Below are 25,433 nucleotides of genomic sequence, written 5' to 3' on the forward strand. Positions count from 1 at the left end.
CGCGCGTCGCGATTATGGCCATTCGGCGGTTAACGAGTCGTTGGGAAACCTTATCAGACCGGCATCCGGGCGACCATGGCTACGCGGACGTCTTCAACCTGAAGATGCAGCTCGCCCCCGGCTTCCGTGACGGTCAGCCACAGCCAGTAGGGCTGGATCCACTGGCCGGCCAGGCCCTCCGTCAGGCGTTCTCCCTTCAGTCCGGCCAGGGCCTCGGGCTTCAGCCGGGCGCGCGCGCCGACGGCGAATCCTTCCAGGACCAGGGCGTCCCCGTCCCGTCGGGTCTGGACCACCGCCTCGCCGCCCAGCGGCAGGGCGCCGACCGTCAGATAGGCCAGGTTGGTCAGGGCGCGGGCCTGCGGCTTGCTGAACTCGCCCTCCGGCACCCGCCAGTCCAGGGTCGCGCGGCCCCCGTCGGTCATTCCGGTCACCAGGCCATGCAGTTCCCGGCTGGTGAATCGCTCGCTGGTCGTCGCCGCGCCGAAGGCGACGCGGGCGAAATGCACCAGGGCGACCATCTTGCGCGCGCTCTGTTCGATCAGCCCCAGGGCGTCGTCGCGCATGTCCTGGGCCGACGGGTCGTTCATCAGGTCCAGGCCCGAGACGATGGCGCCCGACGGGCTGATGAAATCGTGGCACAGCTTGGCCGCCACCAGGGTCGCCAGTTCGGTCGGATCGACGGGAGGCAGCGCGGAGGCGGGGGGGGAGGCATCGGTCATGGCGCGTCGGTCCGGGTCGTTCGGGTCACAGTTCGTCTCGCGCGCGAAGCTGACGTGATTTGTCGGTTCATGGAACCGTCGCGATGGGTTATCGACCGGCCAATGACGACCGTCCCGACCACCAAGCTGGCCCACGACCTGCAAAGCGGCGCGCTGGCCCTGACCCTCGCCGAGATCGCCGAGGATGCGGCTCGCGTGATCCTGCCGTTCTGGCGCAGCGGCGCCCTGGTGGAGACCAAGGCCGACGACAGCCCGGTCACCCAGGCCGATCGCGCCGCCGAGGCCCTGATTCTCGAACGTCTGCAGGCCGCCTATCCCGGCGTTCAGACGGTGGCGGAAGAGGCCGTGGCCGCCGGCGGCGCGCCCGAATCGGCCGAGAGCTGGTTCTGGCTGATCGATCCGCTGGACGGCACCAAGGGGTTCATTCGCGGCGGCGAGGCCTTCACCGTGAATATCGCCTTGATTCGCGACGGCTATCCGGTCGCCGGCGTGGTGACGGCCCCCGCGACCGCCACGACCTGGCGCAGCGACGCCCCGGAAGGCGGCGCCTTTCGCCGTCAGTTCGGCGAGGCTCAGGAGGGCGAGGCCCACGCCGGGGCGGAATGGCGGCCGATCAAGGTTCGCGATCGGCCTCAGGAGGGCATGGCCCTGCTCAGCCACAGCGTCACCGACGACGAAGCCGCGCGCCTGGCCGCCCGGCACGGCTGCACGCGGTGGCAGGGGACGGACTCGTCGCTGAAGTTCTGCCTGATCGCCGAGGGACGTTTCGACGCCTATCCCCGTTCGGGGCCGACGTCCGAGTGGGACACGGCGGCGGGGCAGGCGGTGCTGGAAGCGGCGGGGGGACGCGTCCTGTCCGACGATGGACAGCGCCTGCGCTACGGCAAATCCCGCTTCCTGAACGGCCCCTTCGTGGCGATGGGCGGCTAGGCGCAGCGCGCCGGCCACAGGCTCAACTTAGGCTGCGACGCGGGCGGGGGTCTCGACCGGCTGCGCCGCGGGCCGTCGCACCGGCAGGTCGAAGCTGACCGTCGTGCCCTGGCCCGGCTCGCTTTCCATCGCCAGCCGCCCGCCGTGCATCTCGATCAGCGACTTGGTCAGGGCCAGGCCAAGGCCGGTGCCCTGGGTGGTCTTGGAGTGCTGACCCTCGACCTGTTCGAACGGCCGGGCCAGGCGAACCAGGTCTTCCGGCGCGATGCCGATGCCGGTGTCGGTGCAGGCCACGCGCACGCGATCCTCCCCGCCTTCGCCGACGAACGGGCTCAGCGCCAGGGTGATCGAGCCGCCCTCGGGCGTGAACTTCACGGCGTTCGAGATCAGGTTCAGCAGCACCTGCTTGACGCCGCGATAGTCGGCCTCGATGTCCGGCAGGTCGTCGGCCCGCAAGGCGATGCTCAGCCCGGCCTCCTGCACCTTTCCACGCATCAGCCGCACGGCGTCGTCGCAGATTTCCTTCAGCGACACCGGCTCGTAGTGCAGCGTCATCTTGCCGGCCTCGATCTTGGCCATGTCCAGGATGTCGTTGATCAGGCTCAGCAGGTGCTGGCCCGACTTCAGGATGTCGCCCGCATAGCCCTTGTAGCGGGCATCCCCCAGCGGACCGAACATCTCGGCCGCCATGATCTCCGAGAAGCCGTTGATCGCGTTCAGCGGCGTGCGCAGCTCGTGGCTCATATTGGCCAGGAACTCGGACTTGGCCTGGTTGGCCGCTTCGGCGCGGGTCATGGCGACCTCGTACTTGCGCGCCAGCAGGCTAAGCTGCTCCTGGCTGATCTCCAGCTTGTCCACCATCTGGCGCAGGTGATTGGCGGCGCGGTTCCGCTCGGCCTCCTGCAGCTTGATGGCGGTGATGTCGGCGGCGGTGACCACCGAGCCGCCTTCGGAGGTGAAGCGCTCGTTCATCTGCAGCCAGCGCCCGTCGTTCAACTCCAGCTCGCGCCGGCCCGCCCGGTTGTCGGCCGGGGGATGGTCGGCCTTGATGGCCAGGGCGGCGATGCGGTTCAGCTCGTCCTTCATCGCCCCGCGCCGCACCACGCCGCGTTCGAAGCCGAAAGCGTCCTCGAACGCCTCGTTCCACAGGATCAGCCGGCCCTGCCGGTCGAACAGGACGAAGGCGTCGGAAATGCTTTCCACGCCGTCGCGCAGGCGGCTTTCGGCGGCCTCGGCGCGGACCTTGGCGCGGCGCGCCTCGGTGATGTCCAGCGCGACGCCCAGAATGGCCGAGAACCCGTCTTCTCCACGTTGTCCGCGCGCCTGGCCGCGGGCGTCGATCCAGCGGACGCCGCCGCCCTCCAGGGAAACGGGGAACGTCACCTCGAAGGCGCCGTACGCCGCCGCCTGACGCAGGGCGTGGGACACCTCGCCGCGATAGCGCGGGTGGATGCGCGCCATCACCGCCTCGGTGTCGAGCGTCCCGCCCTGCGGAAAGCCCAGCATCATGGCCATATAGTCCGACAGGGTGACCTCGTCGCCGTCCAGGTCCCATTCCCACACGCCGCAGCGGGCGGCTTCGACGGCGATGCGGAACCGCTTCTCGGCCGACGCCCAGTCCCGGCTGGCGCGCGCCTGTCGCCAATGCTGGAACAGCAGCAGGGCCAGCACGCCCAGCCCCAGAAGCACGGGCGCGCCCAGCACCCAGGTGTCGCTCAGCAAGGCGGCGACGCCGGCGGGGGGCGCCGGGCTGCTGGCGGTGGCGATCAGATCTGTTCCAGGAACGCGCGCCGCCGCGACCGCGCCATGCAGTCTCCCCACGGCGACCGAGCGGACCTCCTGGGCGGCCGCCAGCTCGCTAGGCTCGGCCCCCAGCAGGGCGGCCGCCGCCTGGCTCGTCTCGTCCGGAGCCGAAGAGGCCAGGATCCGGCCGTTCGCCGCGACAAGACGCAGGGTCAGGCCCTCGGCCGTGGCGGTCATAGGCTGCAGACGCGCACTGATACTGCGCCCGCCCACCGGCGCGGCGTCCACGATCAGTCCGCCATCGCTCGCGGCACGGACGCCGGCTGCGCCGTTCCCGGCGGAAAAAGCCTCGGCTGGCGCGCCGTCGATCGCCAGCGCCTCTCCGCTCGCGTCACGGATCGCGAAGGCCGCTTCCGGGGCGGCGCGGCGCGCAGCCTCGAGCGCAGCCGACGGGGCGCCTTCGCCTTGCAGCACCGCTGTGGCGGCGGACAGCCCCGCGCCGGCGGCGTCGAGGCTTAGGCGGGTCTGGGCCGCCAGCAGGGCCGCGCCCTGCGTCAGCGTCTGCTCGCGCAGGGTCTGGGCCTCGCGCACCGGCCGGCCGGCTTCGCGCGACGCCAGCAGCACATAGGCGGCCGCGGCCAGGGCGATGGTCAGGACGGTGATCCTCAGCCAGGCCGGCGTGCCGGCGCCGCGATCCGAGGCCCGACGCCCCGGCTGCTGTGCGCGCCGCTCATTGCCTGACAAGGCGATCTCCCGACCCAATTCCTCTGTCGGGGGAATCTAGGCTGCGTCGTGGATTCGTGTCGAGGCTTGCTTGCGGTGTTTTGCGTTCAGGCGGCGACGGACGGCGCGTCGGCCGGCACGCGAAGCACGGCGGTGGTCACCTCGCGCGCCTGGCGGGCCAGCGCCAGCAGGGGAGGGGGCGCCTCATCGGGCGCCTCGGCCGCCAGTTCCATCAACTGTTCCGCCAGTCGCAGCAGGCGTGGCGTCGCCGCGATCAAACGGGCCTGGAACTCGATGCGCTCGGGGTCGCGATCGTATTCGGCGCCCGGCACTCGCCAGCCGCCCCAGTCCGCCGCGTCGGTCACGACCACCGGATAGCTGCCGGGATAAGGATGGTGCAGACAGTCTTCCTCGGACTGCCACTTGTTACGGGCGCGCATCAGGCGCCACTGGCCCAGATCGTTGGCGGCCGGATCTTCGACCGCCAGCTGCAGCTCATTGGCCGCGAAGTCGCGCCCCAGGCCGACGTCGTATGTAACGCGCACCGGCTCGTCGAAACCCTTGGCCCAGACGGGCTGGACCTTCTCGATGTAAGTCCATGCGCCGACGCATTCGACCCAGACCTTCTGTCCCTTCTGGAACTGCGCGCGCGCCATGCAGCCTTCTCCCTGATCCGCAGCGCAACAGGATGAAGGAGGAGGCTTAGCGCCGGGTTCGCAAACGCCGTGAAGAAAGCCTGAACGGCGTCAGCTGCGCGAGATGCTTTCCAGCGTCTCGCCCGCGTACTTCTCCTTCACCCGGGTCGACAGGTCGCCCAGCGAGACCACGCCCACGACCCGCTCATGCTTGTCGACCACGGGGGAGCGGCGAATCTGGCGGCTGCTCATCAGGTCGAGAACTGCCTTCAGGTCGGCGTCGTCGCGAACGGTCTGGGCGTCGCGGCTGATGTATTCCAGCACGGACGCGTCGGGCGAGGCGCCGGCGGCCACGGCCCGCACCACGATGTCGCGGTCGGTGATCGTGCCGATCAGACGGTCGCCATCGGCGACGGGGATGAAGCCGAAGCCGCCGCGCGCCATCCGCTCGGACACTTCGCGCAGCGTGTCGCCCGGCCGGGCGATGTGCACGTCCCGGGTCATGACGTCGCGAACCTTCATGGCGATCTCCCTTGGCTGCCGATCGCGCAGTCAACCCGTCGGCACGGTGGAGGTTCCCCCGCCCTCAGCCCTTGCGGCTGTCGAACAGGGCGCGCGCCGCCTCGATCCGGTCGATGTTCGTCTCGGCCCAGGTCCAGACGCCGCAGAAGGCCTCCGCAAGGGTGACGCCCAGGTCCGTCAGGCGGTACTCGACCTTGGGCGGGATCACCGGATGCACGGTGCGGATCACCAGTCCGTCGCGCTCCATCAGCCGCAGGGTCTGGGTCAGCATCTTCTGGCTGATCCCGCCGACCAGCTCGCCGACGCGGGTGAAACGCAACTCGCCATGCTCGGCCAGCACCTCCAGGATCAGCATGGTCCACTTGTCCGCGACCCGGCCGATCACCTCGTTGACCAGGGCCTCGACCCGCGGGTCGGCCGTTTCGCCCGTGTCGGGGTGGGCGATTTTCGCGGTGGGAACGGCTATCATGTCCAAATCTTCCTTTCCGGTAAGTATAGCAGTTTCTGGTGCCTGCTTTCCAATGGAGAGTGACCGTCGTACCTCGGCTGCGACGCGAAGGCACGCGTCCTGAAAGGAGCCCGATCATGAACATCACCGGCAACACCATCCTGATCACCGGCGGCGGCACGGGCATCGGCCGCGCCCTGGCCGAGGCGCTTCACGCGCGCGGAAACCAGATCATCATCACCGGCCGGCGCGAGGCCCCGCTGAAGGCCGTCGCCGACGCCAATCCCGGCATGGCCTGGGCGGCGCTGGACGTGGCCGACCCCGCCGCCATCCGCGCCTTCGCTGCCCAGGTCGTCAAGGATCACCCCGCGCTGAACGTGGTCATCAACAACGCCGGCATCATGCAAGTCGAAGACCTGACGGCCGAGCCGTTCGACCTGGACGTGGTGGACGCCACCATCACCACCAACCTGCTGGGGCCCATTCGCCTGACCGCGGCCCTGCTGCCGCACCTGCGCGCGCGGCCGGCCGCCACCGTGATGACCGTGACCTCCGGGCTGGCTTTCATTCCCCTGGCGGCGACGCCGACCTACAACGCCACTAAGGCGGCGATCCACAGCTGGACCATCTCCCTGCGCCACCAGCTGCGCGACACGCCGATCGAGGTGCTGGAGCTGGCCCCGCCCGCCGTCGCCACCGACCTGATGCCCGGCCACGCCGAAAACCCCAACTCCATGCCCCTGGCCGACTACACCGCCGAGGTCATCGGCCTGATCGAGCGCGGCGACACCCCGCGCGGCGAAATCCTGGTCGAACGCGTCAAGCCGCTGCGCAACGCCGAGATCAGCGGAAACTGGAACCAGGTGTTCGCGGCGCTCAATCCCTGAACGCCGCCGTCGGGAAGGGGCGGGCGAGACAGCGGGGACGAATACTCGCTCGCCCCTCCCAGTCGATTCCGAAGACAGACGGGACATTCCGTCTGCACATTCGGCGCGATCGAATTACAGGCGGCGGCGACGGACCTATAATCTCGGCGGGTCCTTTCCATCGTCGCCGCGCTTCTCGCCGCCCTAGGCGTCAGGCTTTCTGACCTTCGATCCGGTCAGGCCTGCGGCCGCCGCCCGCCGGCCGCCGCCCGCCGCCCTGACACCCTGGCGCCCGCGCGTCCCGCATCTCGCCCATCCGAATATCGATGACGCGCCCGACGTCCCCTAGGGCCGCATTCACGGCGGCGCCGCGTTCCCCAGTCGTCATATCAGCGCCGGTCCGCCTATCGCGCACGACCCCGGTTTTCGTCTGCGGAGACTTCGGGGACAGCGCCTTCAGCTTGACTTATCCACGTTATGCGCCCATCTGCGCTGCATCGCACAATCGCGATCTCCGGCGTCTCCAGCGCGTGTGGGTCTATTCAGACCTGTCTGTAGCAGCCGCCGGCCCCTCAAGTTCATTCGCTGCCCGGACACGCGGGGCGGCGCCCGATCCACCCCGCAGGCTTCATTCCGAAGCCCCGTCGGGACTGGCGGAGCGCGGCCCTTCGGCGTCATGCCATGGCTGAAAGCGCCCTGCCGCACGCGAAAGACAGACTGCTGTGAGCATCACCTTCGAATCCATGGGCCTGAACAAGGCCCTCCTCCAGGCTCTGGCGTCGGAAGGCTACACCAAGCCGACCCCGATCCAGGAAAAGGCCATTCCCGACGTCATGCAGGGCAGGGACCTGCTGGGCATCGCCCAGACGGGCACCGGCAAGACCGCCGCCTTCGCCCTGCCGATCCTGCATCGCCTGGCCGAGAACCGCACCCCGCCGGTGCCGCGCACCACGCGCGCCCTGATCCTGAGCCCCACGCGCGAGCTGGCCAGCCAGATCGGCGACAGCTTCAAGGCCTACGGCGCCCACCTGGGCTTCCGGGTCGCGGTCATCTTCGGCGGCGTGAAGTACGGCGCCCAGGAACGCGCCCTGCAGCAGGGCCTCGACATCCTGGTCGCTGCGCCGGGCCGCCTTCTGGACCACATCCAGCAGAAGACGCTGGACCTGTCCTCGACCGAAATCTTCGTTCTGGACGAAGCCGATCAGATGCTGGACCTGGGCTTCATCAAGCCGATCCGCCAGATCGTCAGCCGCATGCCGGCGCGTCGCCAGAACCTGTTTTTCTCGGCCACCATGCCGACGGAGATCGGCAAGCTGGCGGGCGAACTGCTGAAGGATCCGGTCAAGGTCCAGGTCACGCCGCAATCGACCACGGTGCAGCGCATCAACCAGTCGGTCGTCCATATCGAACAGGGCCGCAAGCGCCCCCTGCTGACCGAGATGTTCAGCGATCCGGAATACAAGCGCTGCCTGGTCTTCACCAAGACCAAGCACGGCGCCGACAAGGTTGCGGCCTATCTGGAAGCCGGCGGCGTCGAGGCCGGCGCCATCCACGGCAACAAGAGCCAGCCCCAGCGTGAGCGCACGCTGGAAGCCTTCAAGAAGGGCAAGCTGCGCGTCCTGGTCGCCACCGACATCGCCGCGCGCGGCATCGACGTGGACGGCGTCTCGCACGTCGTGAACTTCGAACTGCCCTTCGTGCCGGAAGCCTATGTGCACCGCATCGGCCGTACGGCCCGCGCGGGCGCCGACGGCACCGCCATCAGCTTCGTCGCCGGCGACGAGATGAAGCTGCTGAAGGACATCGAAAAGGTCACGCGCCAGAAGATCCCGGCCATCGACCGCCGCAACGACAAGCAACTGGCCCAGCTGGACGCCTCCATCATGGCGGCCGGCGTGGCCAAGAAGGCGACCCTGCCGGAACGTGAGGGCGGCGACCGCAACGAGGGCGGCCGTGGTCGTCGCGGCGGGCGCAACCCGCATCGCGACGGCGTCCGCCCGGAAGGCGGCGGCCAGCCTCATCGCCAACGTCGCAACCGCCCCGGCGAAACGGCGGCGGCTCCGCGCCCGGAACGCGCCTACAATCCGCTGGCCGGCGAGAAGATCACGCCGCGCGAACCTCGCCCCGAGGGCGAAATGAAGCGCCGCCCCCGTCGCCGCCCGTCGAACGGCGGCAAGGGCTACGGCGCCGCCAAGGGCTGAGGCCAAACAAAAACGGCGGCTCCGCGAGGAGCCGCCGTTCTCATGTCAGGTTGTCGTCGACCTTAGAAGTTCCAGGTCGCGCCCAGCGAGAAGCCCACGCCCGAACCCTTGGCTTCGCCGCGCAGGGTCGAGATGACCAGGCCGTTGCCGTACAGGTCGCGGGTGTCGTTGATTGTCGCCGTATCGATGTCGATGTAGGTCACCGCGCCGTCGAACGTCATCGATCCGACCGTCTTGGACAGGCCGGCGGCGTACAGCCAGCGGTCGCCGTCCGGGATACGAGCCGTGCGGTGGTCGTCCGACGTCGGGGTCGGATCGTAGCCCACGCCCGCGCGCACCGTCATGGTCGGGTCGATCATGTAGTCGAAGCCGATCGCGCCGGTGGTGACGTCGTCATAGTCCTGGACGATCGTCGAGCCGCCGCCGGTGTAGGCCACGCGGATGGCGTCGAACTCGCTCCAGCCGATCTGGTTGACTTGGGCGTTCAGGGTCAGACGGTCGTTGACGGCGTAACGGGCCGCGACGGTCGCGTACCACGGCGTGGTGAAGGTTGCGCCGCCGTCGGTCGAGACGTTGGCGCCGGCCAGCAGCCCGGTCAGGCCCGAGATGTTCACCGAGCCTTCCAGTTCGTGCTCGATCTTGGAGCGGTAGGACACGCCCAGGTCCAGCCGGCCGAAGTCCATCTGCGCGCCGGCGTTCCAGCCGTAATCCCAGCCGTCGCCTTCCAGGTCGTTGCGGCCGTCGGTGGCGGGAGCGATGACGTAGGCGGGCGACAGCGCGGCCGGAACCGGCACGTTGGGCAGGGCCGAGCTCAGGGTCGCCTTGGCGTACTGGGCGTCGAAGCCGGCGCCGACGTCCAGCCAGTCGGTCACGCTCATGGCCGCGACCAGGCTGACGTTGGCCGAGCGCAGTTCCGACGTCAGGGCGTCATAGCGCGCGAAGTCGCTCGGCTCGTACTTGGTGGTGAAGTTGTAGGGCGCCTGGACCGCCAGGCCGACGTTGAAGCGGTCGCCGATCGGCATCGACACGGCGAAGTTCGGCACGATGCCGCTTTCGACCACCTCGTGGACGTGGGGATCGCCGTTCACCGCTTCGGTGTTGCTGACGACGCCGACGCCGGTCACCGGCACATTGTAGGTCAGGCTGGAGCCGCGGTCATCGACATCGGAATCCAGGATCAGGCCGTGGGCGCCGACGTACAGTTCGCGCTGGGTTCCGGCGATAGCGGCCGGGTTCCACCACAGCGACTGGACGCCCTTGTCGGCGCCGACGCCAGCGTTGGCGCGACCCTGGCCGCGGGTGGACTGTTCCTGCACGTAGAAGGAGCCGGCGAAGGCGGGGGCGGCGACGCCCGCCAGCAGCACGGACGACAGCGCAAGGCCGCCAAGGCGGGCGGTGTTCCTGGGATTCATAACCTGATCCTGATTACTGTCCCGCCGTCGTGCGGCGGGTTCGGGGAGAGACGATGCGGCAGCGTTTTCGACACGAAAGCGTTGCATGCAAGGCCGCTCTCCGCCCTGAAACTGGCGAAACCGTGGCGCGGAAAGCGCACATGATCACGGCTTCGAGAGGTGACGTTGCGGCAACATCAATGCCCCAGTGTCGGGAAGCCTGGATCAAATCGTGCTTCGAAACCTCGGCCGCTACGGCCCTCGCATTGAAGGACGGGGTTGAGGTTTCATGCTATAAAGACCATCTGCAGCGAACGGATTTCGCCGCGTCCGCATTATCGAAGACCCAGCCCCCCATGTACGAAACCCCCGAACTCGAAACCGACGTCCTGGTGCGCTCCAGCGCCATCCGCGTTCATGACGCCGAGGCCTTCGAAGGCATGCGCAAGGCCGGCCGGCTGGTCGCCGAGGCGCTGGACATGATCGTCGAGCATGTGAAACCCGGCGTCACGACCGGCGAAATCGACGACCTGATCCGCGAGTTCACCCTGGACAACGGCGGCCTGCCCGCCTGCCTGGGCTACAAGGGCTATGAGAAGACGGTCTGCACCTCGATCAATCATGTGGTCTGCCACGGCATTCCGGGCGATCGGGTGCTGAAGGACGGCGACATCGTCAATATCGACCACACCGTCATCGTCGATGGCTGGCACGGCGACTCCAGCCGCATGTATGGCGTCGGCGAGGTGCCGACCCGCGCCAGAAAGCTGGTCGACGTCACCTATGAATCGCTGGAACTGGGTCTGGCCCAAATCAAGCCAGGCAATACGTTCGGCGACATCGGCTTCGCCATCCAGAAGTTCGTCGAGGCCCAGCGCATGAGCGTGGTTCGCGACTTCTGCGGCCACGGCATAGGCCGGGTGTTCCACGACAGCCCCAACGTCCTGCACTACGGCCGCAAGGGCGAAGGTGCGACGCTGAAGGCCGGCATGTTCTTCACCGTCGAGCCGATGGTGAACCTGGGCAAGCCGCACGTGAAGGTCCTGTCGGACGGGTGGACGGCCGTCACGCGCGACAAGTCCTTGTCCGCTCAGTGCGAGCACACGGTCGGCGTGACCGAGGATGGCGTGGAAATCTTCACCGCCTCTCCCAAGGGGCTGTTCAAGCCGATGTGACGCCTCTGGCGATGCCTTCGCCTTCCGCCTAGGTTGCGGAGGCTGGAGGGGGCATGCTGGACGACGCGAGGCCGGAACCGAAGAAGAAGGTCGCGCCGCGCCATGGCGGCCATCGCGATCGCCTGCGCGAGCGGGCGGCGAAGGGCGGGCTGGGCGCGCTGCCGGATTACGAACTGCTGGAACTGCTGATGTTCCGCAGCGTCCCCTACAAAGACACAAAGCCGCTTGCGAAGGAGCTGCTTGCGCGCTTCGGCGGCCTGGAGGGGATCGGGGCGGCCAGCCATGAGGCCGTCGAGGAGGTCGTCGCGCGATGCCTGGGCTATGCGGCGGGCAAGGCGACGCGGGCCGTCGCCCTGGACCTGCAGCTGATCTTCGACGTAACGCGGCGGATCGCGCGCGAGCCGACCGCCAAACGGCCCGTGATCTCGTCGTGGACGGCGCTGTTGGCCTATGTGCGGGTGGCCCTGCAGCACGAGCCGCGCGAGCAGTTTCGCGTGCTCTATCTCGACAAGAAGAACCAGCTCATTTTGGACGAGGTGCAGAACCGCGGCACCGTCGATCATGCGCCGGTCTATCCGCGAGAGGTGATTCGTCGTGCGCTGGAGCTGTCCTCCAGCGCCTTGATCCTGGTTCACAACCATCCTTCCGGCGATCCGACGCCCAGCCGGGCGGACGTTGAGATGACGAAACAGGTCGTGCAGGCTGGTCGCGCGCTGAATGTCGAGGTTCACGATCACCTGGTCGTGGGTCGCGACGGCGTCGCCAGCTTCAAGCAACTGGGATTGATGTGACCGAACGCACCCTGATTACGGATCGGCTGATCCTCACGCCGGTCACGACGGCCGACCTGGACGACCTGCTTGCGCTCTGGTCGGATACAGCCTTCACCCGCCACATCATGGGCCGAGCCCTGGGGGCGGAGGAGGTCTGGTTCCGGCTGCTGCGCGACCTGGGCCACTGGGCGGCGCTCGGCCACGGCAACTGGACGATGCGGCTAAAGGACAGCGGCGACTATGTCGGCAGCGTCGGCGTGTTCGATTACCGGCGCGAGCTGGACCCGCCGTTCGACGCTCCCGAACTGGGCTGGGGCGTGGCGCCGGCCTTTCAGGGGCAGGGCTTTGCGGGCGAGGCCCTGCGGGCGGCGCTGGGATGGGCCGACGACCATCTCAAGTCGGACGCCACCGTCTGCATGATCTCTCCGGACAACGCCGCCTCCGTTCGGCTGGCCGAGCGGGTCGGCTACACGCCCTATGCGTCCGCCCTGTACAAGGGCTCGGACGTCCGGCTGTATCGGCGTCCGCGGGCCGTAGGCGGGGGTTAAGAATTTTCCGTCAGGCTGTGCGGACCGTTTCGAGAGTACGCCGCCCATGCCCATGTCCGTGGAAACCCTGCGTCAGCATCTGGAAGAGGCCTTTCCGGGCGCCGAAATCGCGATCGAGGATCTGGCCGGGGACGGCGATCACTATCGCGCCCGGATCGTGTCGGAGGCGTTCGCCGGCCTGGCGCGGGTCCGCCAGCACCAGTTGGTCTATGCGGCCCTGAAGGGACAGATGGGCGGGGCCTTGCACGCCCTGGCTCTGGAGACGTCCGCTCCGGCGAAGGAGGGCTGAGCCATGCGCTATCGTCCTTTCGGAACCTCCGGCGCGGCGGTCTCGAACCTGACCCTCAGCCTTGGGCAGGATACGCTGGCGAAGGGGCGCGGCGCCGCGCTGGAACTGATGTACACGGCCCTGGAATGCGGCGTGAACAGCTATCGGCTGGAGACGGCCGATCCGGTGGTCGCCGAGGTGCTGGGCGAAGCGCTGTCGCACGTGGATCGCAAGCTGGTGTCCGTGGGGCTGACGCTCGGCCTCGGCGACGGGCGCAGCGCGCAACGCGACTTCTCCGCCCGGGGCATGACCGCAGCCATCGATCGGGCGCTGCATTATTCGGGGCTGGGCTGGATCGATCTGGCGGCCCTGCAGGAGCCGGCCGAGGACGAACTGCCGAGGTCGTCGCTCGACGCGCTGAAGGCGATGCGCGCGACGGGCCGGGTCCGCCTGCTGGGCGTGGCGGGGGACGGGGCGGTCATGGACGCCTATGTGTCGACCGGCGCGTTCGACGCCTTGCTGACGCCTTTTGATCTGAACTCGGGCTGGCCCGTGCGTCACCGCATACGGTCCGCGCGCGAGCAGGATATGGCGGTCTTCGCCTATGACTATTTCACCGATCGGCGAAAGAGACGACGCGGCCCAGCGGCGCCGGTGAAGAAGCGTCTGTTCGGTTTTGGCGGCGGCGGCGAGCAGCATCCCGAGCGCAGGGGCGGGGACGACGCCTTCGGCTTCCTCTACCGCACGCAGAACTGGACCGCCGAGGCGATCTGCCTGGCCTATGTGCTGACGGATCCGAGCATCTCCAGCGTCATCGTCGCGGCGGACGAGGTCGATCGCCTGAAGATGCTGGCGGCGACGCCCGAGCGCGACATGCCGCCGGGATTGGCGGCGCAGATCGAAATGGCGCGGGTCAGCCGCGCGGCCTGACCTTGACCCGGCCCCGGGCGGTCCCTAGCTGACGGGCTTCAAGAAAGGGCCATTCCCGTGACCGACACCGCGACCCAAGCCGCTGATCCCGTCCACGCCTTCATCGCCGACACCGTCGCCCAGAACGACGTGGTGCTGTTCATGAAGGGCACGCCGGACCAGCCGCGGTGCGGCTTCTCTTCGCTGGCGGTGCAGATTCTCGACCACGTCGGCACGGCGTTCGTCGGCGTCGACGTCCTGCAGGACGAGGCGCTGCGCGAAGGCATCAAGGCCTTCACTGACTGGCCGACCATTCCCCAACTGTATGTGAAGGGCGAGTTCGTCGGGGGCTCAGACATTGTGCGCGAGATGTTCCAGTCGGGCGAGCTTCAGGCCCTGATGGCCGAGAAGGGCGTCGTCCTGGGCGAGGCCTGATGGCGCGGCCGATCCTAGAGCCTCGCCTCGACCGGGAGCTGTTCACGGTTCCGCTGGAGGTTCGTCCTGAGCATATCGACGCCAACGGCCATGTGAACAACGTCGTCTATGTCGGCTGGCTGCAGGACGCGGGCACGGCGCACTGGAACGCGCGCTTCGACGCAGACACCCGGGCGAAGTGGTCGTGGGTCGCGCTGCGGCACGAGATCGACTACCTGCGCCCGCTGCCGCCAGAGGCCAAGGACGTGAAGGCGCGGACGTGGGTCGGCGATCCTCAAGGCCCCCGGTTCAACCGGTATGTGCGGATCGAGGACGCCGAGGGCCGCGTCTGCGCCCAAGGCGTCTCCGAATGGTGCCTGGTGGAAAGCCGGACCCTGCGGCCCAGCCGGATCCCGGCCGAGCTGCTGGGTCCGTTCCGTGCGGGGCCTACTTCAGCGGATTGAGGATCCGCGTGGGCGTCCCGGGCTCCAGCCCCAGGTCCGCATAGGTCCAGCGCAGTTCGACGCCGTCCGGCGCCAGGGCCTTGCACAGGTCTTCGCGGGTGCGACGCACAGTGACGTCGGCGGGAGAGCCGTCCACGACCGACAGTTCGAAATCCGCAGTCTGGGTGCATCCGTTGGAATCGACGCGCACCACAAGGGCGCCGTCCTCGAAGCGGGCGCTGCCGATGGCCTCCGCCGGCGGGGCGGCCTTGTCGCCGATGTCGACGCGGACGTTTTCACCCGCCTCGTTGCTGTAGATGACGCATCCGGCGAGCAGCGGCGCGGTCGACGCCGCCGCCGCCAGAATTTTCAGACCCGCGCGCATTATTGCCCGGCCTCGGCGGCGGGGGCTGCGATCACGCGCGTGGTCGGCTTTTCGGTCGAGACGATGATGCAGCCGCTCAGCAGAGGGGCGGCGATGGCGATGGCGATGGCGAGACGAAGCATTGGTTGGTTCCCCTATGAAGCTTGACCCTTTTGTGGCGCGTGATCGTGCGGGAAACACGTGAAAAAACGGCAAGCTGGATGAACAATCCGCAAGGTAGGCCTTGATCGGGTCCGCAACTGTCATAGCTACGAACATCCATTCGACCTCGGACCCCTACAGAATGAGCCAGCTCTTTTCCCCGCGCCCCATCGGCCCCCTGACGCTGAAGAATCGCGTCGCCATCGCGCCCATGTGCCAGTATTCGGCGGTCGAGGGCCTGCCGCAGCCGTGGCATGTGCAGCACCTGGGTCGGCTGGCGATCTCGGGCGCAGGGCTGGTGATCGTCGAGGCCACGGGCGTCGAGGCGGCGGGTCGGATCACGCCCGGCGACACCGGGCTGTGGAACGACGCCCAGGAGGCGGCCTTCGGCGATATCCTCAAGGGAATCCGCACCTATTCCGACACGCCCATCGGCGTGCAACTGGCTCACGCGGGCCGCAAGGCGTCCACTGCGGTGCCGTGGAAGGGCGGGCGCGCCCTGACCGAGGCTGAAGGCGCCTGGGAGACGTTCGCCCCCTCGGCCGTCGCCTTCCAAGATGACTGGCACACGCCGACGGAGATGACGGAAGCCGACATGGACCGCGTCGTCGCGGCCTTCGAAGACGCAGCGCGCCGAGCGGATCGTGCGGGGTTCGATCTGGTCGAGCTGCACGCGGCCCATGGCTATCTGCTGTGCGAGTTCCTGTCTCCGATTTCGAACCTGCGCACCGACCAGTACGGCGGCTCGGCTGAAAACCGCGCCCGCTTCCCGCTGCGGGTGGCGCGGGCTTTGCGTGACGCCTGGCCGAAAACGAAGGCCCTAGGCGTACGCTTCAACGGCTCGGACTGGGTCGAGGGCGGGGTCGCGCTGGACGAGGTGACCGACTTCGGTCGGGCGCTGCACGACATGGGCTATGACTATCTGCACCTGACTTCGGGCGGCAATGTCGCGCGGGCTGACATCCCGGGCGCAGAGCCGGGCTATCAGGTCCCCTTCGCCGAAGCGATGAAGGCGGCGGCGCCCCAGGCCAATGTAATGGCGGTCGGCATGATCTTCGATCCGCAGCAGGCCGAGGACATCGTGGCCTCGGGCCAGGCCGATCTGGTCGCCATCGCCCGGGCGGCCCTGGACGATCCCCAATGGCCGCACCACGCCGCCGTGACCCTCGGCCGCGGCGAAGGCCTCCCGCCGCAGTATGAACGGGCAGGAAAGGCCTTCTGGCCGGGATACGGCCGGGCCCGCTGACGCGTCAGGCCGCTTCGGTCGCCCGGCTTTCGGTCCAGAGCACCATGGCTTCGTTCTGGATCAGGGGCTCGGCGACCGGCTTGGGCCGACCCAGCAGATAACCTTGCGCCTCGTTGCAGCCCTGCGCGCGCAGGAACGACAGCTGCTCCAGCGTCTCGACGCCTTCGGCCAGAACCGGAATCTCCAGGCTCTCCCCCAAGGCCAGGACCGCGCGGATGATGGCGGAGGACTGGGGGCCGCCGTCCAGTTCCGACATGAAGGAACGGTCCAGCTTGATCTTGTCGAACGGGAAGGCCCTCAAGGTCGATAGAGACGAATAGCCGGTGCCGAAGTCGTCCATGGCGATCGACACGCCCAGGGCCTTCAGCTGACGCAGGATATGGGTGGTGCGCTCCATGTCCGTGATCATCGCGGTCTCGGTGATCTCCAGCTCCAGACGGGCCGGCGACAGGCCGGTTTCCAGCAGGATCTGGTGCACCAGGCGCGGCAGATCGACGTGGCTGAGCTGGACCGGCGACAGATTGACGGCGACCTTGTGCGGTTCGGGCCAGGCGGCGGCCTCGGCGCAGGCCGTGCGCAGGACCCATTCGCCGATCGGCAGGATCAGTCCGCTTTCTTCGGCCAGGGGAATGAAGTCGGCCGGCGAGACGAAGGCGCCGTCGGGCCGGCGCCAGCGCAACAACACCTCGTAGCCCGTGATCTCGCCGGTCTCGACCGAGGCCTGCACCTGCCAGTTCAGGCTGAACTGGTCTTGATCCAGCGCTTCGCGCAGCTGCTGCACCATGCGGCGACGATTGCGCACCGCCTCGTCCATGGCTTCTTCGTAGAAGCACACGTCCGCGGTCAGCGCCGCCTTCGCCCGATACATGGCCAGGTCCGCATCATTGATCAGCGCCGAGATATCGGTGGCGTCGTCGGGCCATAGGGCGATGCCCACGCTGGCGCCGCAGGACACCTCCGCATGGCCCAGGTCGACGGGTTGCATGATGGCCTCGCGCAGACGCTCGGCCAGCCCCAGCGAGCCTTCTCGCGTTTCGACCGGCGTGACCGCCACAAACTCGTCCCCACCCAAGCGGGCGACGAATTCGCCGGGGCGAAGGGCCGCCTTCATGCGTTCGGCGATCCGGACCAGCAGTTGGTCGCCCGCCGCGTGGCCGTGCACGTCGTTGACTTCCTTGAACCGGTCCAGGTCGATGGCCAGCAGGGCGACCCGGGCGTGGGGGCTGTTGTCGCCCGTCTGCTTGGTCAGCCATTCCAGGAAGCTGGCGCGGTTTGGCAGGCCGGTCAGCCCGTCGTTGCGGGCCAGATGCGCGATACGCCGCTCCTGGGCCAGTCGCGCGCGCAGATCGCGAACCGCATAGATCATGAAGGGCGTGTCCGCCGCCTGCTGGGCGTCGCGGCGTACGGCGACTTCCACGGGGATGGGGGCCGCGTCGGGAATGGCCAAGGTGGTCTGGCTCAGAGAGCCGACCGACAGGGTGTCCAGTTCGCTGATCCAGCGCGACAGGCGGTCTCCCTGCAGGGCCTGGCCCGGCACGTCGACCAGAGCGGCGAAGGCGGCGTTCGCCGCCAGGATGCGGCCGTCCTGCTCGACCACCATGCCGTCGACGCTGCCCTCCATCAACTGGTCGAAATGCGCCCTGGCCTGGGCTCGGGATTGCAGATCCAGAGCATGGCTGGACACGCCGGTGCCGAGCACCAGCAGTCCGACGCCGGCCACGGCGAAGGCCATCACCAGATTGGTCTGATCACCGGAAATGGAATCGACCTGCGGGCCCAGCGGAATGACGATCATCGCCGCCATCCCCGTGAAGTGGAGGGCGACGATGCCGGCGACCATCAGGCCGACGGCGCTCCACATGGCGCCGTTGCGGCCGGCGGCGCGCGCGCGGTTGAAGGCGAGGGCGCTCAGCATCAGGGCTCCGACGACCGAGGCCGCGACGTAGGAGGGCGACCAGTGTATCACCGCCTCGGCCGCGAAGGCGGCCATGCCGGTGTAGTGCATCGCCGTCACGGCCAGGCCGAACAGGGCGCCGCCCATTTCGGCCGCGTGTCGGAAGCGTTTCGCAGCCACCCAAAGCGCCAGGGCGCTGCCGCCGATGGCGACGCCCAGCGACACGCCGGTCAGCGTGGGCTCATAGGTCACGTCGACGCCGGGTTCATAGGCGATCATCGCCACGAAGTGGGTGCACCAGATGGTGGCACCCGTGGCGACCGCGCCCATGAAGGTCCACGCGGCGCGTGCGCCCCGCTGGGCGTAACGCAGGCGTTGAAACAGCCGCATGGTGATGACGGAACCCAGCACGCAAAGGCCGGCGGCGAGGCCGACGAGCCAAAGATTATGGTCGTCGGTCAGACAAGAAAGGAGACGCATTACTCATCCCGGAGAGGGGTTTGGAATCGTCCACCTATCGGGAGAAGCTTAACCGGCGCACTTACGGTTAGGCCTAATGAAAGGCTAAGCGCTTCAGGTCTGCGGCAGCTGGTAGGGGTTGTTGACGCTCACCGCCTGGCCGGGCGCCAGTCCCAGTTCCTCGAACGACCATTTCACCTCGACGCCGTCGATCTCGGGGTCACGGCAGGTGTCTTCGTCCAGGCGCCGCAGCGTGATGATCGCGTCGCCGCCCTGGATGGTGACGATCGGGATCAGGTCCTCCTTGCGGGTGCATCCGTTCGAGCTGACCCAGAAGACCGCCTCGTCGCGCGTGAAGGCCGCCGCATGGACCGGCTCCAGCGCGCCGGGCATGCCGGCCGTCGAGACCGTCGGCGCCACCGTGCCCGCGCAGGCGGTCATGCTGGCGGCGGCCGCGAGGATCAGGACCATGCGTGCGATGGCGGCTCGCTTCACTGCCGGTCTCCCATGCCCATCAATCCGAACGTACTCACAATGACCCTATTCGCCTGCGAAGGGAACCGCCTGAAAAGCAAAGGGCCCCGGACATGTCCGGGGCCCCGAAGTCTTGCGGTCTGGCTACGCTTAGGAGGCGTAGTATTCGACGACCAGGTTCGGCTCCATCTTCACCGGATAGGGCACGTCGGCCAGTTCCGGGGCGCGGACGAAGCGGACCGAGAAAGAGCGGTCGCTCAGTTCCAGATAGTCCGGCACGTCACGTTCCGACGACTGCTGGGCTTCCAGCACCAGCGCCATGTTGCGCGACTTTTCCTTGACCGAGATCACGTCGCCCGCCTTCACGCGGTACGAGGCGATGTCGACCTTCTTGCCGTTGACCAGGACGTGGCCGTGGTTGACGAACTGGCGGGCGGCCCAAGGCGTCGGGACGAACTTGGCGCGATAGACGACCGCGTCCAGACGGGCTTCCAGCAGGCCGATCAGGTTTTCCGAGGTGTTGCCCTTGCGACGGGCGGCCTCGTCATACGTCTTGGCGAACTGCTTTTCGGTGATGTTGGCGTAGTAGCCCTTCAGCTTCTGCTTGGCCTTCAGCTGCAGGCCGAAGTCCGAAACCTTCGACTTGCGGCGCTGGCCGTGCTGGCCGGGGCCGTAGGAGCGCTTGTTGACCGGGGACTTCGAGCGGCCCCACAGGTTTTCACCCATGGCCCGGTCGATCTTGTATTTGGCGCTGTGGCGCTTGGACATTCTATTCTCTTTCACTGATGCGGCCCGGCATCCCCTCGATTGGGAATGCGATCTCAACGGCGGTCCACGCATCTTCCGTCATCATCCGCCCCTCCGGTGAACCGGCAGGCATGGAAGGCGGCGCTTATGGCCACGGGGACGCTGGGAGTCAAGCCGGACGGGTCGTTAAGCACGATGGAACGGAACGATGACTGCAAGCCAGCCTTTTCCGATCGAGTGAAACCTCCAATCGCGGGTGACGATCCAGGAGGATAACGGTGACGAATGAAACCAAGACCTTCCAGACCGGCCTGTCAGAGGCAGGCTTCGCGACGTTGAAAAGTAAACTGGTCGACCTGGTCGAGCCGTTGAACGACGGCCAACTGCTCGAACTGGCGGACGGGATCCACGATATGCTTCGCCAGCGCCGCATGCTGCGCCAGCATCATGCCGAGCGGATGAACGAGCGCGCCCGGCATAATCTGGACCTGCGTATCTAGTCCCTGGCGGATTGCGCTTCGGCGATGAACATCGCTCGCCCTTCGCGCGTCTGGATCTTGCCCAGGCCGGGGAAGGGGAAGTGATAGGCGTAGATGTGGGCGCCCGACGCCCGCAAGGCGGTGATCTCGTCCATTCGACGCTCCATGCCGGCGACCGGGTCGTTGTCGTACCCGTTGCGCCAGTCGGGATGCTCGACGGACAAGAGCCAGTGGTGAACGATGTCGCCGGTGTAGAGCAGCTGGTTCTGGCCGTCCTGGATCAGATAGGAGACGTGGCCCGGCGTGTGGCCCGAGGTGTCCTGGGCCGCCACGCCCGGCGCGACTTCGCCGCCTGGCTCGAAGGTCTGGACCTTCGGCGTGATGACCCGCACCAAGTCGGCCATTTCGGCGTTGGCGCGCAGCGAGGCCCACTCGGCCTGGGACATCCGGATCGCCGCGTTGGGGAAGGCCAGGGCGCCGTTCGCAATCAGGCCGCCGACGTGGTCGCCGTGCCCGTGCGAGATGAGGACGTCGGTGATACGGGCGGGATCGATCCCTGCGGCGCTCAGGCTCTGCATCAGCTGGCCCTTGCCCGCGCCAAGGCCGGCGTCAAACAACATGACCCGATCGCCGTTCGTCACCAGCAGCGGATGGATCTCCAGCGTGATGGGATCGGCGGGCTGGCCGGCGGCGGCCAGAGCGGCCCCGACCTGTTGCGGGGTCAGGCCGACGCCGAAGGTCTGGTTGTCGTTCCTGACCGGGTTTTCTCCGTCGAACAGGGCGATGGCGTCCAGCGCGCCGATCTTGAACCGATAGACCGGCTTCTCGGCCGCGGCTGCGACCGTCTGGGTCGGATTCGGCGGCGCAGGCTCGCCCGCCTTCTGTTCGTTCGCGGGCTGGCAGGCCGCCAGCATCACAGCGGCCGTCGCGGCCCCCGCCATCGCCATACGCATCGCGTCTCTCCCGTTCTGTACAGCTTGAATCGAAAACGCCCGCCGGAGGTTCCGGCGGGCGTCGATCGGTCGTGTCCCGATCCGGGCCGCCTTACTTGGCGGCGGCGTACAGTTCGTTGACCTTGTTCCAGTTCACGACCGACCAGAAGGACTTCAGATAGTCGGCGCGGCGGTTCTGGTACTTCAGATAATAGGCGTGTTCCCAGACGTCGGCGCCCAGGACGACGGCGCCCTGCTGGTCGGCGACGTCCATCAGCGGATTGTCCTGGTTCGGCGTGGAGGTGATCTTCAGCTTGCCATCCTGCACGATCAGCCAGGCCCAGCCCGAGCCGAACTGGGCGGCGCCGGCGGCGTTGAAGTCTTCCTTGAACTTGTCCATGCCGCCCAGGTCGGCGTCGATGGCCGCCTTCAGCTCGGCCGACGGCTCGCCCGTCTGGCCTTCCGGCGCGAGAAGTTCCCAGAACAGGCTGTGATTCCAGTGGCCGCCGCCGTTGTTGCGCACGGCCTTCGGCGCCTTGGAGATGGTGGCGAACAGCTCTTCCATCGACTTGCCCTGCAGCGAGGCGTCGGCGTCGACGGCCTTGTTCAGGTTGTCGACATAGGCCTGGTGGTGCTTGTCGTGGTGGAAGGTCATCGTCTCCTTGTCGATGGCCGGTTCCAGGGCGTCATAGGCGTAGGGGAGGGGCGGCAGGGTGAAGGCCATGGTGGGCTCCTGTTCGACAAGATTTCCAATGCGCCTCATCTAGGCGCCCGTTCGCCGAACCCAAGCCGTCGGGCCCGAATTCGTTCCGCCTTATGCGATGCGGCTCAGCTTTGCGGCAAGTGCGTCTTCAGGCAGTCGCGCACCGCCCGCTTCAGGTCGCCCGGCGCATTGGGCTCGTCGACGCCTTCGGCGGCGAACACCGCCTTGACCCCCGCGTCCAGCCCGGACGGCAAGGCCGCGATCACCCGCTTCTGCCCCTTCTCGTGCAGGCAAAAGCCCACTTCGCGGCAGAGGGCGGAGAACATGGGTTCATAGGGGTCTGAAGCGCTCATCGCGTCCCTCTAGCATCAGGGCAGAAGGCGTGACAGCCAATGCAGCGCGTTGAGCGCGAACTGCTGGTCGTCGTGCCCGTCGGTGTTCAGGCCGAAGCGCCAGCGCCGCCGCTGTGATCCCGAGCACAAGCCAACGCATCGGAGCTTCTCCGAAGCCTAGGCTGAAAGCCGTTTGGCGTGAAACGCGACGTGGTCGGCGATGAAACTGGCCATGAAGAAATAGGAATGGTCATAACCCGGCTGCATCCGCAGGGTTAGGGTCTGGCTCGCCGCCTTCGCCGCCGCCGTCAGCAGTTCCGGCTTCAACTGCTCGGTCAGGAAGCTGTCGGCGTCGCCCTGGTCGATCAGTATGTCGTCATAGACGCCTTTGGCCGCGCCGGACTCGATCAGCCGGGCGGCGTCATGGCGGTCCCATGTGGCGCGATCTTCGCCGAAGTAGGCGGTGAAGGCCTTCTCTCCCCACGGACAGCGGCTCGGCGAACAGATCGGCGCGAAGGCCGACACCGAGCGGAACAGGTCGGGATGGCGAAGCGCGAGGGTCAGGGCGCCGTGCCCGCCCATCGAGTGCCCGGAGATGGAGCGGAGGCCGGTCGTCGGAAACTGGTCGTCGATCAGGCCTGTCAGCTCTTCGGTGACGTAGGCTTCCATCCGGAAGTGCGGCGCCCAGGGCGCCTGTGTGGCGTCCACATAGAAGCCCGCGCCCTGGCCCAGATCATAGGCAGGGTCGTCGGCGACGCCTTCTCCGCGCGGGCTGGTGTCGGGCGCGACGATGATCACGCCATGTTCCGCCGCCGCGCGGTAGGCCCCGGCCTTGGTGGTGAAATTGTCCTCGGTGCAGGTCAGGCCTGACAGCCAGACGAGGACCGGGAACGGCCCCTCGCCCGGCGGGACGAAGACCGACAGAGTCATGGGCGTGCCGGTGATCGCGCTGTCGTGCCTCAGATAGCGCAAGGTTCCGCCGTGGACGGCGTGCTGTTTGACGGTTTCCATGCGCCCATCCCTAGCGGGCAGGCGCTGGGCCGGTCCAGTCACCCTGGCCGGTGCATGGCGCAGATCTTGTTGCCAGACGGATCGCGCAGATAGGCCAGGACCAGCGTGCCGAACGGACCGGTGCGTTCGCCGGGCGGATCCTCGATCGCCTTTCCGCCTGCCGCGACGCCGGCGTCGTGAAAGGCCTGGACCATCTCCGGCGTCTTGGCGTGGAAGCCGATCGTTCCACCGTTGGCGTGGCAAGCCGGTTCACCGTTGATGGGCGCGCCCACCGCGAAGGCCCCCGTCTTCGTACGCCACCAGAACCGCCCCTTGGCGTCCGGTCCGCTGGCGGCGTCGACGCCCAGCGCGCCGAGCACGGCGTCATAGAACCGGCGCGACGCCTCGACGTCGTTGGCGCCGAGGGTGACGTGGGTGAACATGGCGGCCTCCTCGCTGTTCTTACGGCGACGCTAGCGCCGTCCGTTTCTCAACGCAACGGACCTAGAAGACCACCACCGACCTGATGCTCTTGCCCTCGTGCATCAGGTCGAAGGCCTCGTTGATGCGCTCCAGCGGCAGGGTGTGGGTGATCATCGGATCGATCTCGATCTTGCCGTCCATGTACCAGTCGACGATCTTGGGCGTATCCGTGCGGCCGCGCGCGCCGCCGAAGGCCGAACCCTTCCAGACCCGGCCGGTGACCAGCTGGAACGGGCGGGTCGCGATCTCCTTGCCCGCTTCGGCCACGCCGATGATGATGCTCTCGCCCCAGCCGCGGTGGCAGGCTTCCAGCGCCTGACGCATGACGACCGTGTTGCCTGTGCAGTCGAAGGTGTAGTCCGCGCCGCCGCCGGTCAGCTCGACCAGATGGGCGACCACGTCGCCGACGTCCTTCGGATTGACGAAGTGGGTCATGCCGAAGCGGCGGCCCCACTCTTCCTTGTCGGCGTTGATGTCCACGCCGACGATCATGTCGGCGCCGACCATCTTCAGCCCCTGGATGACGTTCAGGCCGATGCCGCCCAGGCCGAAGACGACGCAGTTGGCGCCCGGCTCGACCTTGGCGGTGTTGACCACGGCGCCGACGCCCGTCGTCACGCCGCAGCCGACGTAGCAGGCCTTGTCGAACGGCGCGTCCTTGCGGATCTTGGCCAGGGCGATCTCGGGCAGGACGGTGTAGTTCGAGAAGGTCGAGCAGCCCATGTAGTGGGCGATGGCCTGGCCCTTGTAGCTGAAGCGGCTGGTGCCGTCCGGCATCAGGCCCTTGCCCTGTGTCCCGCGGATGGCGGTGCACAGGTTGGTCTTGCGCGACAGGCACGACTTACACTGGCGGCATTCCGGGGTGTACAGCGGGATGACGTGGTCCCCGACCTCGACCGAGGTCACGCCCGGCCCCACCTCGACCACCACGCCCGCGCCTTCATGGCCCAGGATCGACGGGAAGACGCCTTCGCTGTCCAGCCCGTCGAGCGTGTAGGCGTCGGTATGGCAGATGCCGGTGGCCTTGATCTCGACCAGCACCTCTCCGGCGCGCGGGCCCTCCAGATCGACCTCGACGATCTCCAGCGGCTTCTTGGCCTCGAAGGCGACGGCGGCGCGAGTCTTCATGGGTGAGCTCCAACTGGGATTCGCTCCCTTCTAGGCAAGCTTGGGCGGCTATGGAACCAGGCATGGTCGCTCTGCGCCGCCGCCCTGCCGTTTCCTGGCCGCCAACGAAAAGGCCCCGACCAGATGGTCGGGGCTTTCTGTTACGTCTCAGCGTAAATCAGTTCAGCGGCTGAACGGTGATCGCGGGCGCCGCCGGGGCCGTCGTGGGCGCCGGGGTCAACGGCGTGGTGGCGACGGCGGGCGGCGCGGCCTGGGTGTTCAGAGCGCTGGTCGCGGCGCTGTAGGGTTGCGGGCCGGTGGCGGCGGGCGTTTCCTCCTCGACAGCGGGGGTC

General features: G+C 67.8%; 29 protein-coding genes. 12 read left to right on the forward strand and 17 right to left on the reverse strand.

What is annotated here, in order from left to right:
- Window positions 1-53: 53 nt before the first annotated feature.
- Window positions 54-719 (reverse strand): histidine phosphotransferase ChpT, encoded by a 666-nt coding sequence (chpT, locus tag ACE3PU_RS08295; RefSeq protein ID WP_374388590.1) that lies wholly within the window; start codon window positions 717-719, stop codon window positions 54-56.
- Between the two features lie 102 nt (window positions 720-821).
- On the opposite strand from chpT, the gene cysQ reads away from it, so the two are divergent.
- Window positions 822-1,649: a 3'(2'),5'-bisphosphate nucleotidase CysQ gene (gene cysQ / locus ACE3PU_RS08300; RefSeq protein ID WP_374388592.1), complete on the forward strand. Its 828-nt coding sequence runs from the start codon at window positions 822-824 to the stop codon at window positions 1,647-1,649.
- Window positions 1,650-1,676: 27 nt separating this feature from the next.
- Here cysQ and ACE3PU_RS08305 read toward each other — a convergent pair whose 3' ends face one another.
- From ACE3PU_RS08305 to ACE3PU_RS08320, 4 genes are all read right to left on the reverse strand, one after another.
- Entirely contained in the window at window positions 1,677-4,136 is a 2,460-nt protein-coding gene (locus ACE3PU_RS08305) for an ATP-binding protein (protein WP_374388594.1), read from the reverse strand.
- Window positions 4,137-4,222: 86 nt separating this feature from the next.
- On the reverse strand, window positions 4,223-4,771 hold the full coding sequence (locus tag ACE3PU_RS08310; protein ID WP_374388596.1) for a hypothetical protein: 549 nt from the start codon (window positions 4,769-4,771) through the stop codon (window positions 4,223-4,225).
- Between the two features lie 90 nt (window positions 4,772-4,861).
- A complete protein-coding gene (locus tag ACE3PU_RS08315; protein WP_374388598.1) occupies window positions 4,862-5,272 on the reverse strand; it encodes a CBS domain-containing protein in 411 nt (136 codons plus the stop codon).
- 64 nt (window positions 5,273-5,336) lie between these two features.
- Window positions 5,337-5,741 carry a winged helix-turn-helix transcriptional regulator gene (locus ACE3PU_RS08320; RefSeq protein ID WP_374388600.1) on the reverse strand — a complete coding sequence of 135 codons (405 nt, stop codon included), beginning with the start codon at window positions 5,739-5,741 and terminating at the stop codon, window positions 5,337-5,339.
- A gap of 116 nt (window positions 5,742-5,857) precedes the next feature.
- Here ACE3PU_RS08320 and ACE3PU_RS08325 point away from each other — a divergent pair, with 116 nt between their 5' ends.
- Together ACE3PU_RS08325 and ACE3PU_RS08330 are read left to right on the forward strand one after the other, a co-directional pair.
- Window positions 5,858-6,607, forward strand: a complete 750-nt coding sequence (locus ACE3PU_RS08325; RefSeq protein WP_374388602.1) for an SDR family oxidoreductase — start codon at window positions 5,858-5,860, stop codon at window positions 6,605-6,607.
- Between the two features lie 722 nt (window positions 6,608-7,329).
- Complete coding sequence (locus tag ACE3PU_RS08330) at window positions 7,330-8,787, forward strand: DEAD/DEAH box helicase (RefSeq protein WP_374388648.1); 1,458 nt, start codon at window positions 7,330-7,332, stop codon at window positions 8,785-8,787.
- 62 nt (window positions 8,788-8,849) lie between these two features.
- Here the strand turns inward: ACE3PU_RS08330 and ACE3PU_RS08335 are convergent, their stop codons facing one another.
- Window positions 8,850-10,199, reverse strand: a complete 1,350-nt coding sequence (locus tag ACE3PU_RS08335; RefSeq protein ID WP_374388604.1) for an OmpP1/FadL family transporter — start codon at window positions 10,197-10,199, stop codon at window positions 8,850-8,852.
- A 335-nt stretch (window positions 10,200-10,534) separates the two neighbouring features.
- Between ACE3PU_RS08335 and map the strand changes: the two genes are divergently transcribed.
- Genes map through ACE3PU_RS08370 form a run of 7 tightly spaced genes read left to right on the forward strand, consistent with a single transcriptional unit; the run spans window position 10,535 to window position 14,729 of the window.
- Window positions 10,535-11,353, forward strand: a complete 819-nt coding sequence (gene map, locus ACE3PU_RS08340; RefSeq protein WP_374388606.1) for a type I methionyl aminopeptidase — start codon at window positions 10,535-10,537, stop codon at window positions 11,351-11,353.
- Window positions 11,354-11,406: 53 nt separating this feature from the next.
- Entirely contained in the window at window positions 11,407-12,144 is a 738-nt protein-coding gene (gene radC / locus ACE3PU_RS08345) for a DNA repair protein RadC (RefSeq protein WP_374388608.1), read from the forward strand.
- Window positions 12,141-12,674, forward strand: a complete 534-nt coding sequence (locus tag ACE3PU_RS08350) for a GNAT family N-acetyltransferase (RefSeq protein ID WP_374388610.1) — start codon at window positions 12,141-12,143, stop codon at window positions 12,672-12,674. The genes radC and ACE3PU_RS08350 overlap by 4 nt, the downstream gene beginning before the upstream one ends.
- A gap of 46 nt (window positions 12,675-12,720) precedes the next feature.
- A complete protein-coding gene (locus ACE3PU_RS08355) occupies window positions 12,721-12,963 on the forward strand; it encodes a BolA family protein (protein ID WP_374388613.1) in 243 nt (80 codons plus the stop codon).
- Between the two features lie 3 nt (window positions 12,964-12,966).
- Window positions 12,967-13,872 carry an aldo/keto reductase gene (locus ACE3PU_RS08360; protein WP_374388615.1) on the forward strand — a complete coding sequence of 302 codons (906 nt, stop codon included), beginning with the start codon at window positions 12,967-12,969 and terminating at the stop codon, window positions 13,870-13,872.
- A 57-nt stretch (window positions 13,873-13,929) separates the two neighbouring features.
- The gene (gene grxD, locus ACE3PU_RS08365; RefSeq protein ID WP_374388617.1) at window positions 13,930-14,286 is read left to right on the forward strand and encodes a Grx4 family monothiol glutaredoxin; all 357 of its coding nucleotides are present in this window, start codon (window positions 13,930-13,932) and stop codon (window positions 14,284-14,286) included.
- Window positions 14,286-14,729, forward strand: a complete 444-nt coding sequence (locus ACE3PU_RS08370; protein ID WP_374388619.1) for an acyl-CoA thioesterase — start codon at window positions 14,286-14,288, stop codon at window positions 14,727-14,729. Before grxD ends, ACE3PU_RS08370 begins: the two co-directional genes overlap by 1 nt.
- On the opposite strand, the gene ACE3PU_RS08375 is transcribed toward ACE3PU_RS08370, so the two are convergent.
- A complete protein-coding gene (locus tag ACE3PU_RS08375; RefSeq protein ID WP_374388621.1) occupies window positions 14,713-15,093 on the reverse strand; it encodes a hypothetical protein in 381 nt (126 codons plus the stop codon). The two genes, ACE3PU_RS08370 and ACE3PU_RS08375, sit on opposite strands and share 17 nt — an antisense overlap.
- A complete protein-coding gene (locus ACE3PU_RS08380) occupies window positions 15,093-15,215 on the reverse strand; it encodes a hypothetical protein (RefSeq protein WP_374388623.1) in 123 nt (40 codons plus the stop codon). The genes ACE3PU_RS08375 and ACE3PU_RS08380 overlap by 1 nt, the downstream gene beginning before the upstream one ends.
- A gap of 161 nt (window positions 15,216-15,376) precedes the next feature.
- Here ACE3PU_RS08380 and ACE3PU_RS08385 point away from each other — a divergent pair, with 161 nt between their 5' ends.
- Window positions 15,377-16,480: an NADH:flavin oxidoreductase/NADH oxidase gene (locus tag ACE3PU_RS08385; RefSeq protein WP_374388625.1), complete on the forward strand. Its 1,104-nt coding sequence runs from the start codon at window positions 15,377-15,379 to the stop codon at window positions 16,478-16,480.
- Window positions 16,481-16,484: 4 nt separating this feature from the next.
- Here the strand turns inward: ACE3PU_RS08385 and ACE3PU_RS08390 are convergent, their stop codons facing one another.
- The 3 genes from ACE3PU_RS08390 to rpsD form a co-directional block, all read right to left on the reverse strand.
- On the reverse strand, window positions 16,485-18,854 hold the full coding sequence (locus tag ACE3PU_RS08390) for an EAL domain-containing protein (RefSeq protein WP_374388627.1): 2,370 nt from the start codon (window positions 18,852-18,854) through the stop codon (window positions 16,485-16,487).
- 93 nt (window positions 18,855-18,947) lie between these two features.
- Complete coding sequence (locus ACE3PU_RS08395; RefSeq protein ID WP_374388629.1) at window positions 18,948-19,328, reverse strand: hypothetical protein; 381 nt, start codon at window positions 19,326-19,328, stop codon at window positions 18,948-18,950.
- Between the two features lie 129 nt (window positions 19,329-19,457).
- Entirely contained in the window at window positions 19,458-20,075 is a 618-nt protein-coding gene (gene rpsD / locus ACE3PU_RS08400) for a 30S ribosomal protein S4 (protein WP_374388632.1), read from the reverse strand.
- 257 nt (window positions 20,076-20,332) lie between these two features.
- Here rpsD and ACE3PU_RS08405 point away from each other — a divergent pair, with 257 nt between their 5' ends.
- The gene (locus ACE3PU_RS08405; RefSeq protein ID WP_374388634.1) at window positions 20,333-20,554 is read left to right on the forward strand and encodes a hypothetical protein; all 222 of its coding nucleotides are present in this window, start codon (window positions 20,333-20,335) and stop codon (window positions 20,552-20,554) included.
- Here ACE3PU_RS08405 and ACE3PU_RS08410 read toward each other — a convergent pair.
- The 6 genes from ACE3PU_RS08410 to ACE3PU_RS08435 all read right to left on the reverse strand — a co-directional run bounded on the left by ACE3PU_RS08410 (window position 20,551) and on the right by ACE3PU_RS08435 (window position 25,101).
- Window positions 20,551-21,486, reverse strand: a complete 936-nt coding sequence (locus ACE3PU_RS08410; protein WP_374388636.1) for an MBL fold metallo-hydrolase — start codon at window positions 21,484-21,486, stop codon at window positions 20,551-20,553. The genes ACE3PU_RS08405 and ACE3PU_RS08410 overlap by 4 nt on opposite strands.
- 91 nt (window positions 21,487-21,577) lie before the next feature.
- Window positions 21,578-22,189, reverse strand: a complete 612-nt coding sequence (locus ACE3PU_RS08415) for a superoxide dismutase (protein WP_374388650.1) — start codon at window positions 22,187-22,189, stop codon at window positions 21,578-21,580.
- 104 nt (window positions 22,190-22,293) lie between these two features.
- Window positions 22,294-22,521, reverse strand: coding sequence for a hypothetical protein (locus ACE3PU_RS08420; RefSeq protein WP_374388638.1), 228 nt, complete (start codon window positions 22,519-22,521; stop codon window positions 22,294-22,296).
- Between the two features lie 156 nt (window positions 22,522-22,677).
- Window positions 22,678-23,511 (reverse strand): S-formylglutathione hydrolase, encoded by an 834-nt coding sequence (gene fghA / locus ACE3PU_RS08425; RefSeq protein WP_374388640.1) that lies wholly within the window; start codon window positions 23,509-23,511, stop codon window positions 22,678-22,680.
- Between the two features lie 38 nt (window positions 23,512-23,549).
- Window positions 23,550-23,933, reverse strand: coding sequence for a VOC family protein (locus tag ACE3PU_RS08430; protein WP_374388642.1), 384 nt, complete (start codon window positions 23,931-23,933; stop codon window positions 23,550-23,552).
- Between the two features lie 61 nt (window positions 23,934-23,994).
- Window positions 23,995-25,101 (reverse strand): S-(hydroxymethyl)glutathione dehydrogenase/class III alcohol dehydrogenase, encoded by a 1,107-nt coding sequence (locus tag ACE3PU_RS08435; protein ID WP_374388644.1) that lies wholly within the window; start codon window positions 25,099-25,101, stop codon window positions 23,995-23,997.
- Window positions 25,102-25,433 lie beyond the last annotated feature (332 nt).

Origin of the sequence: Brevundimonas sp. (assembly GCF_041911375.1) — a bacterium.
Taxonomy (GTDB): domain Bacteria; phylum Pseudomonadota; class Alphaproteobacteria; order Caulobacterales; family Caulobacteraceae; genus Brevundimonas.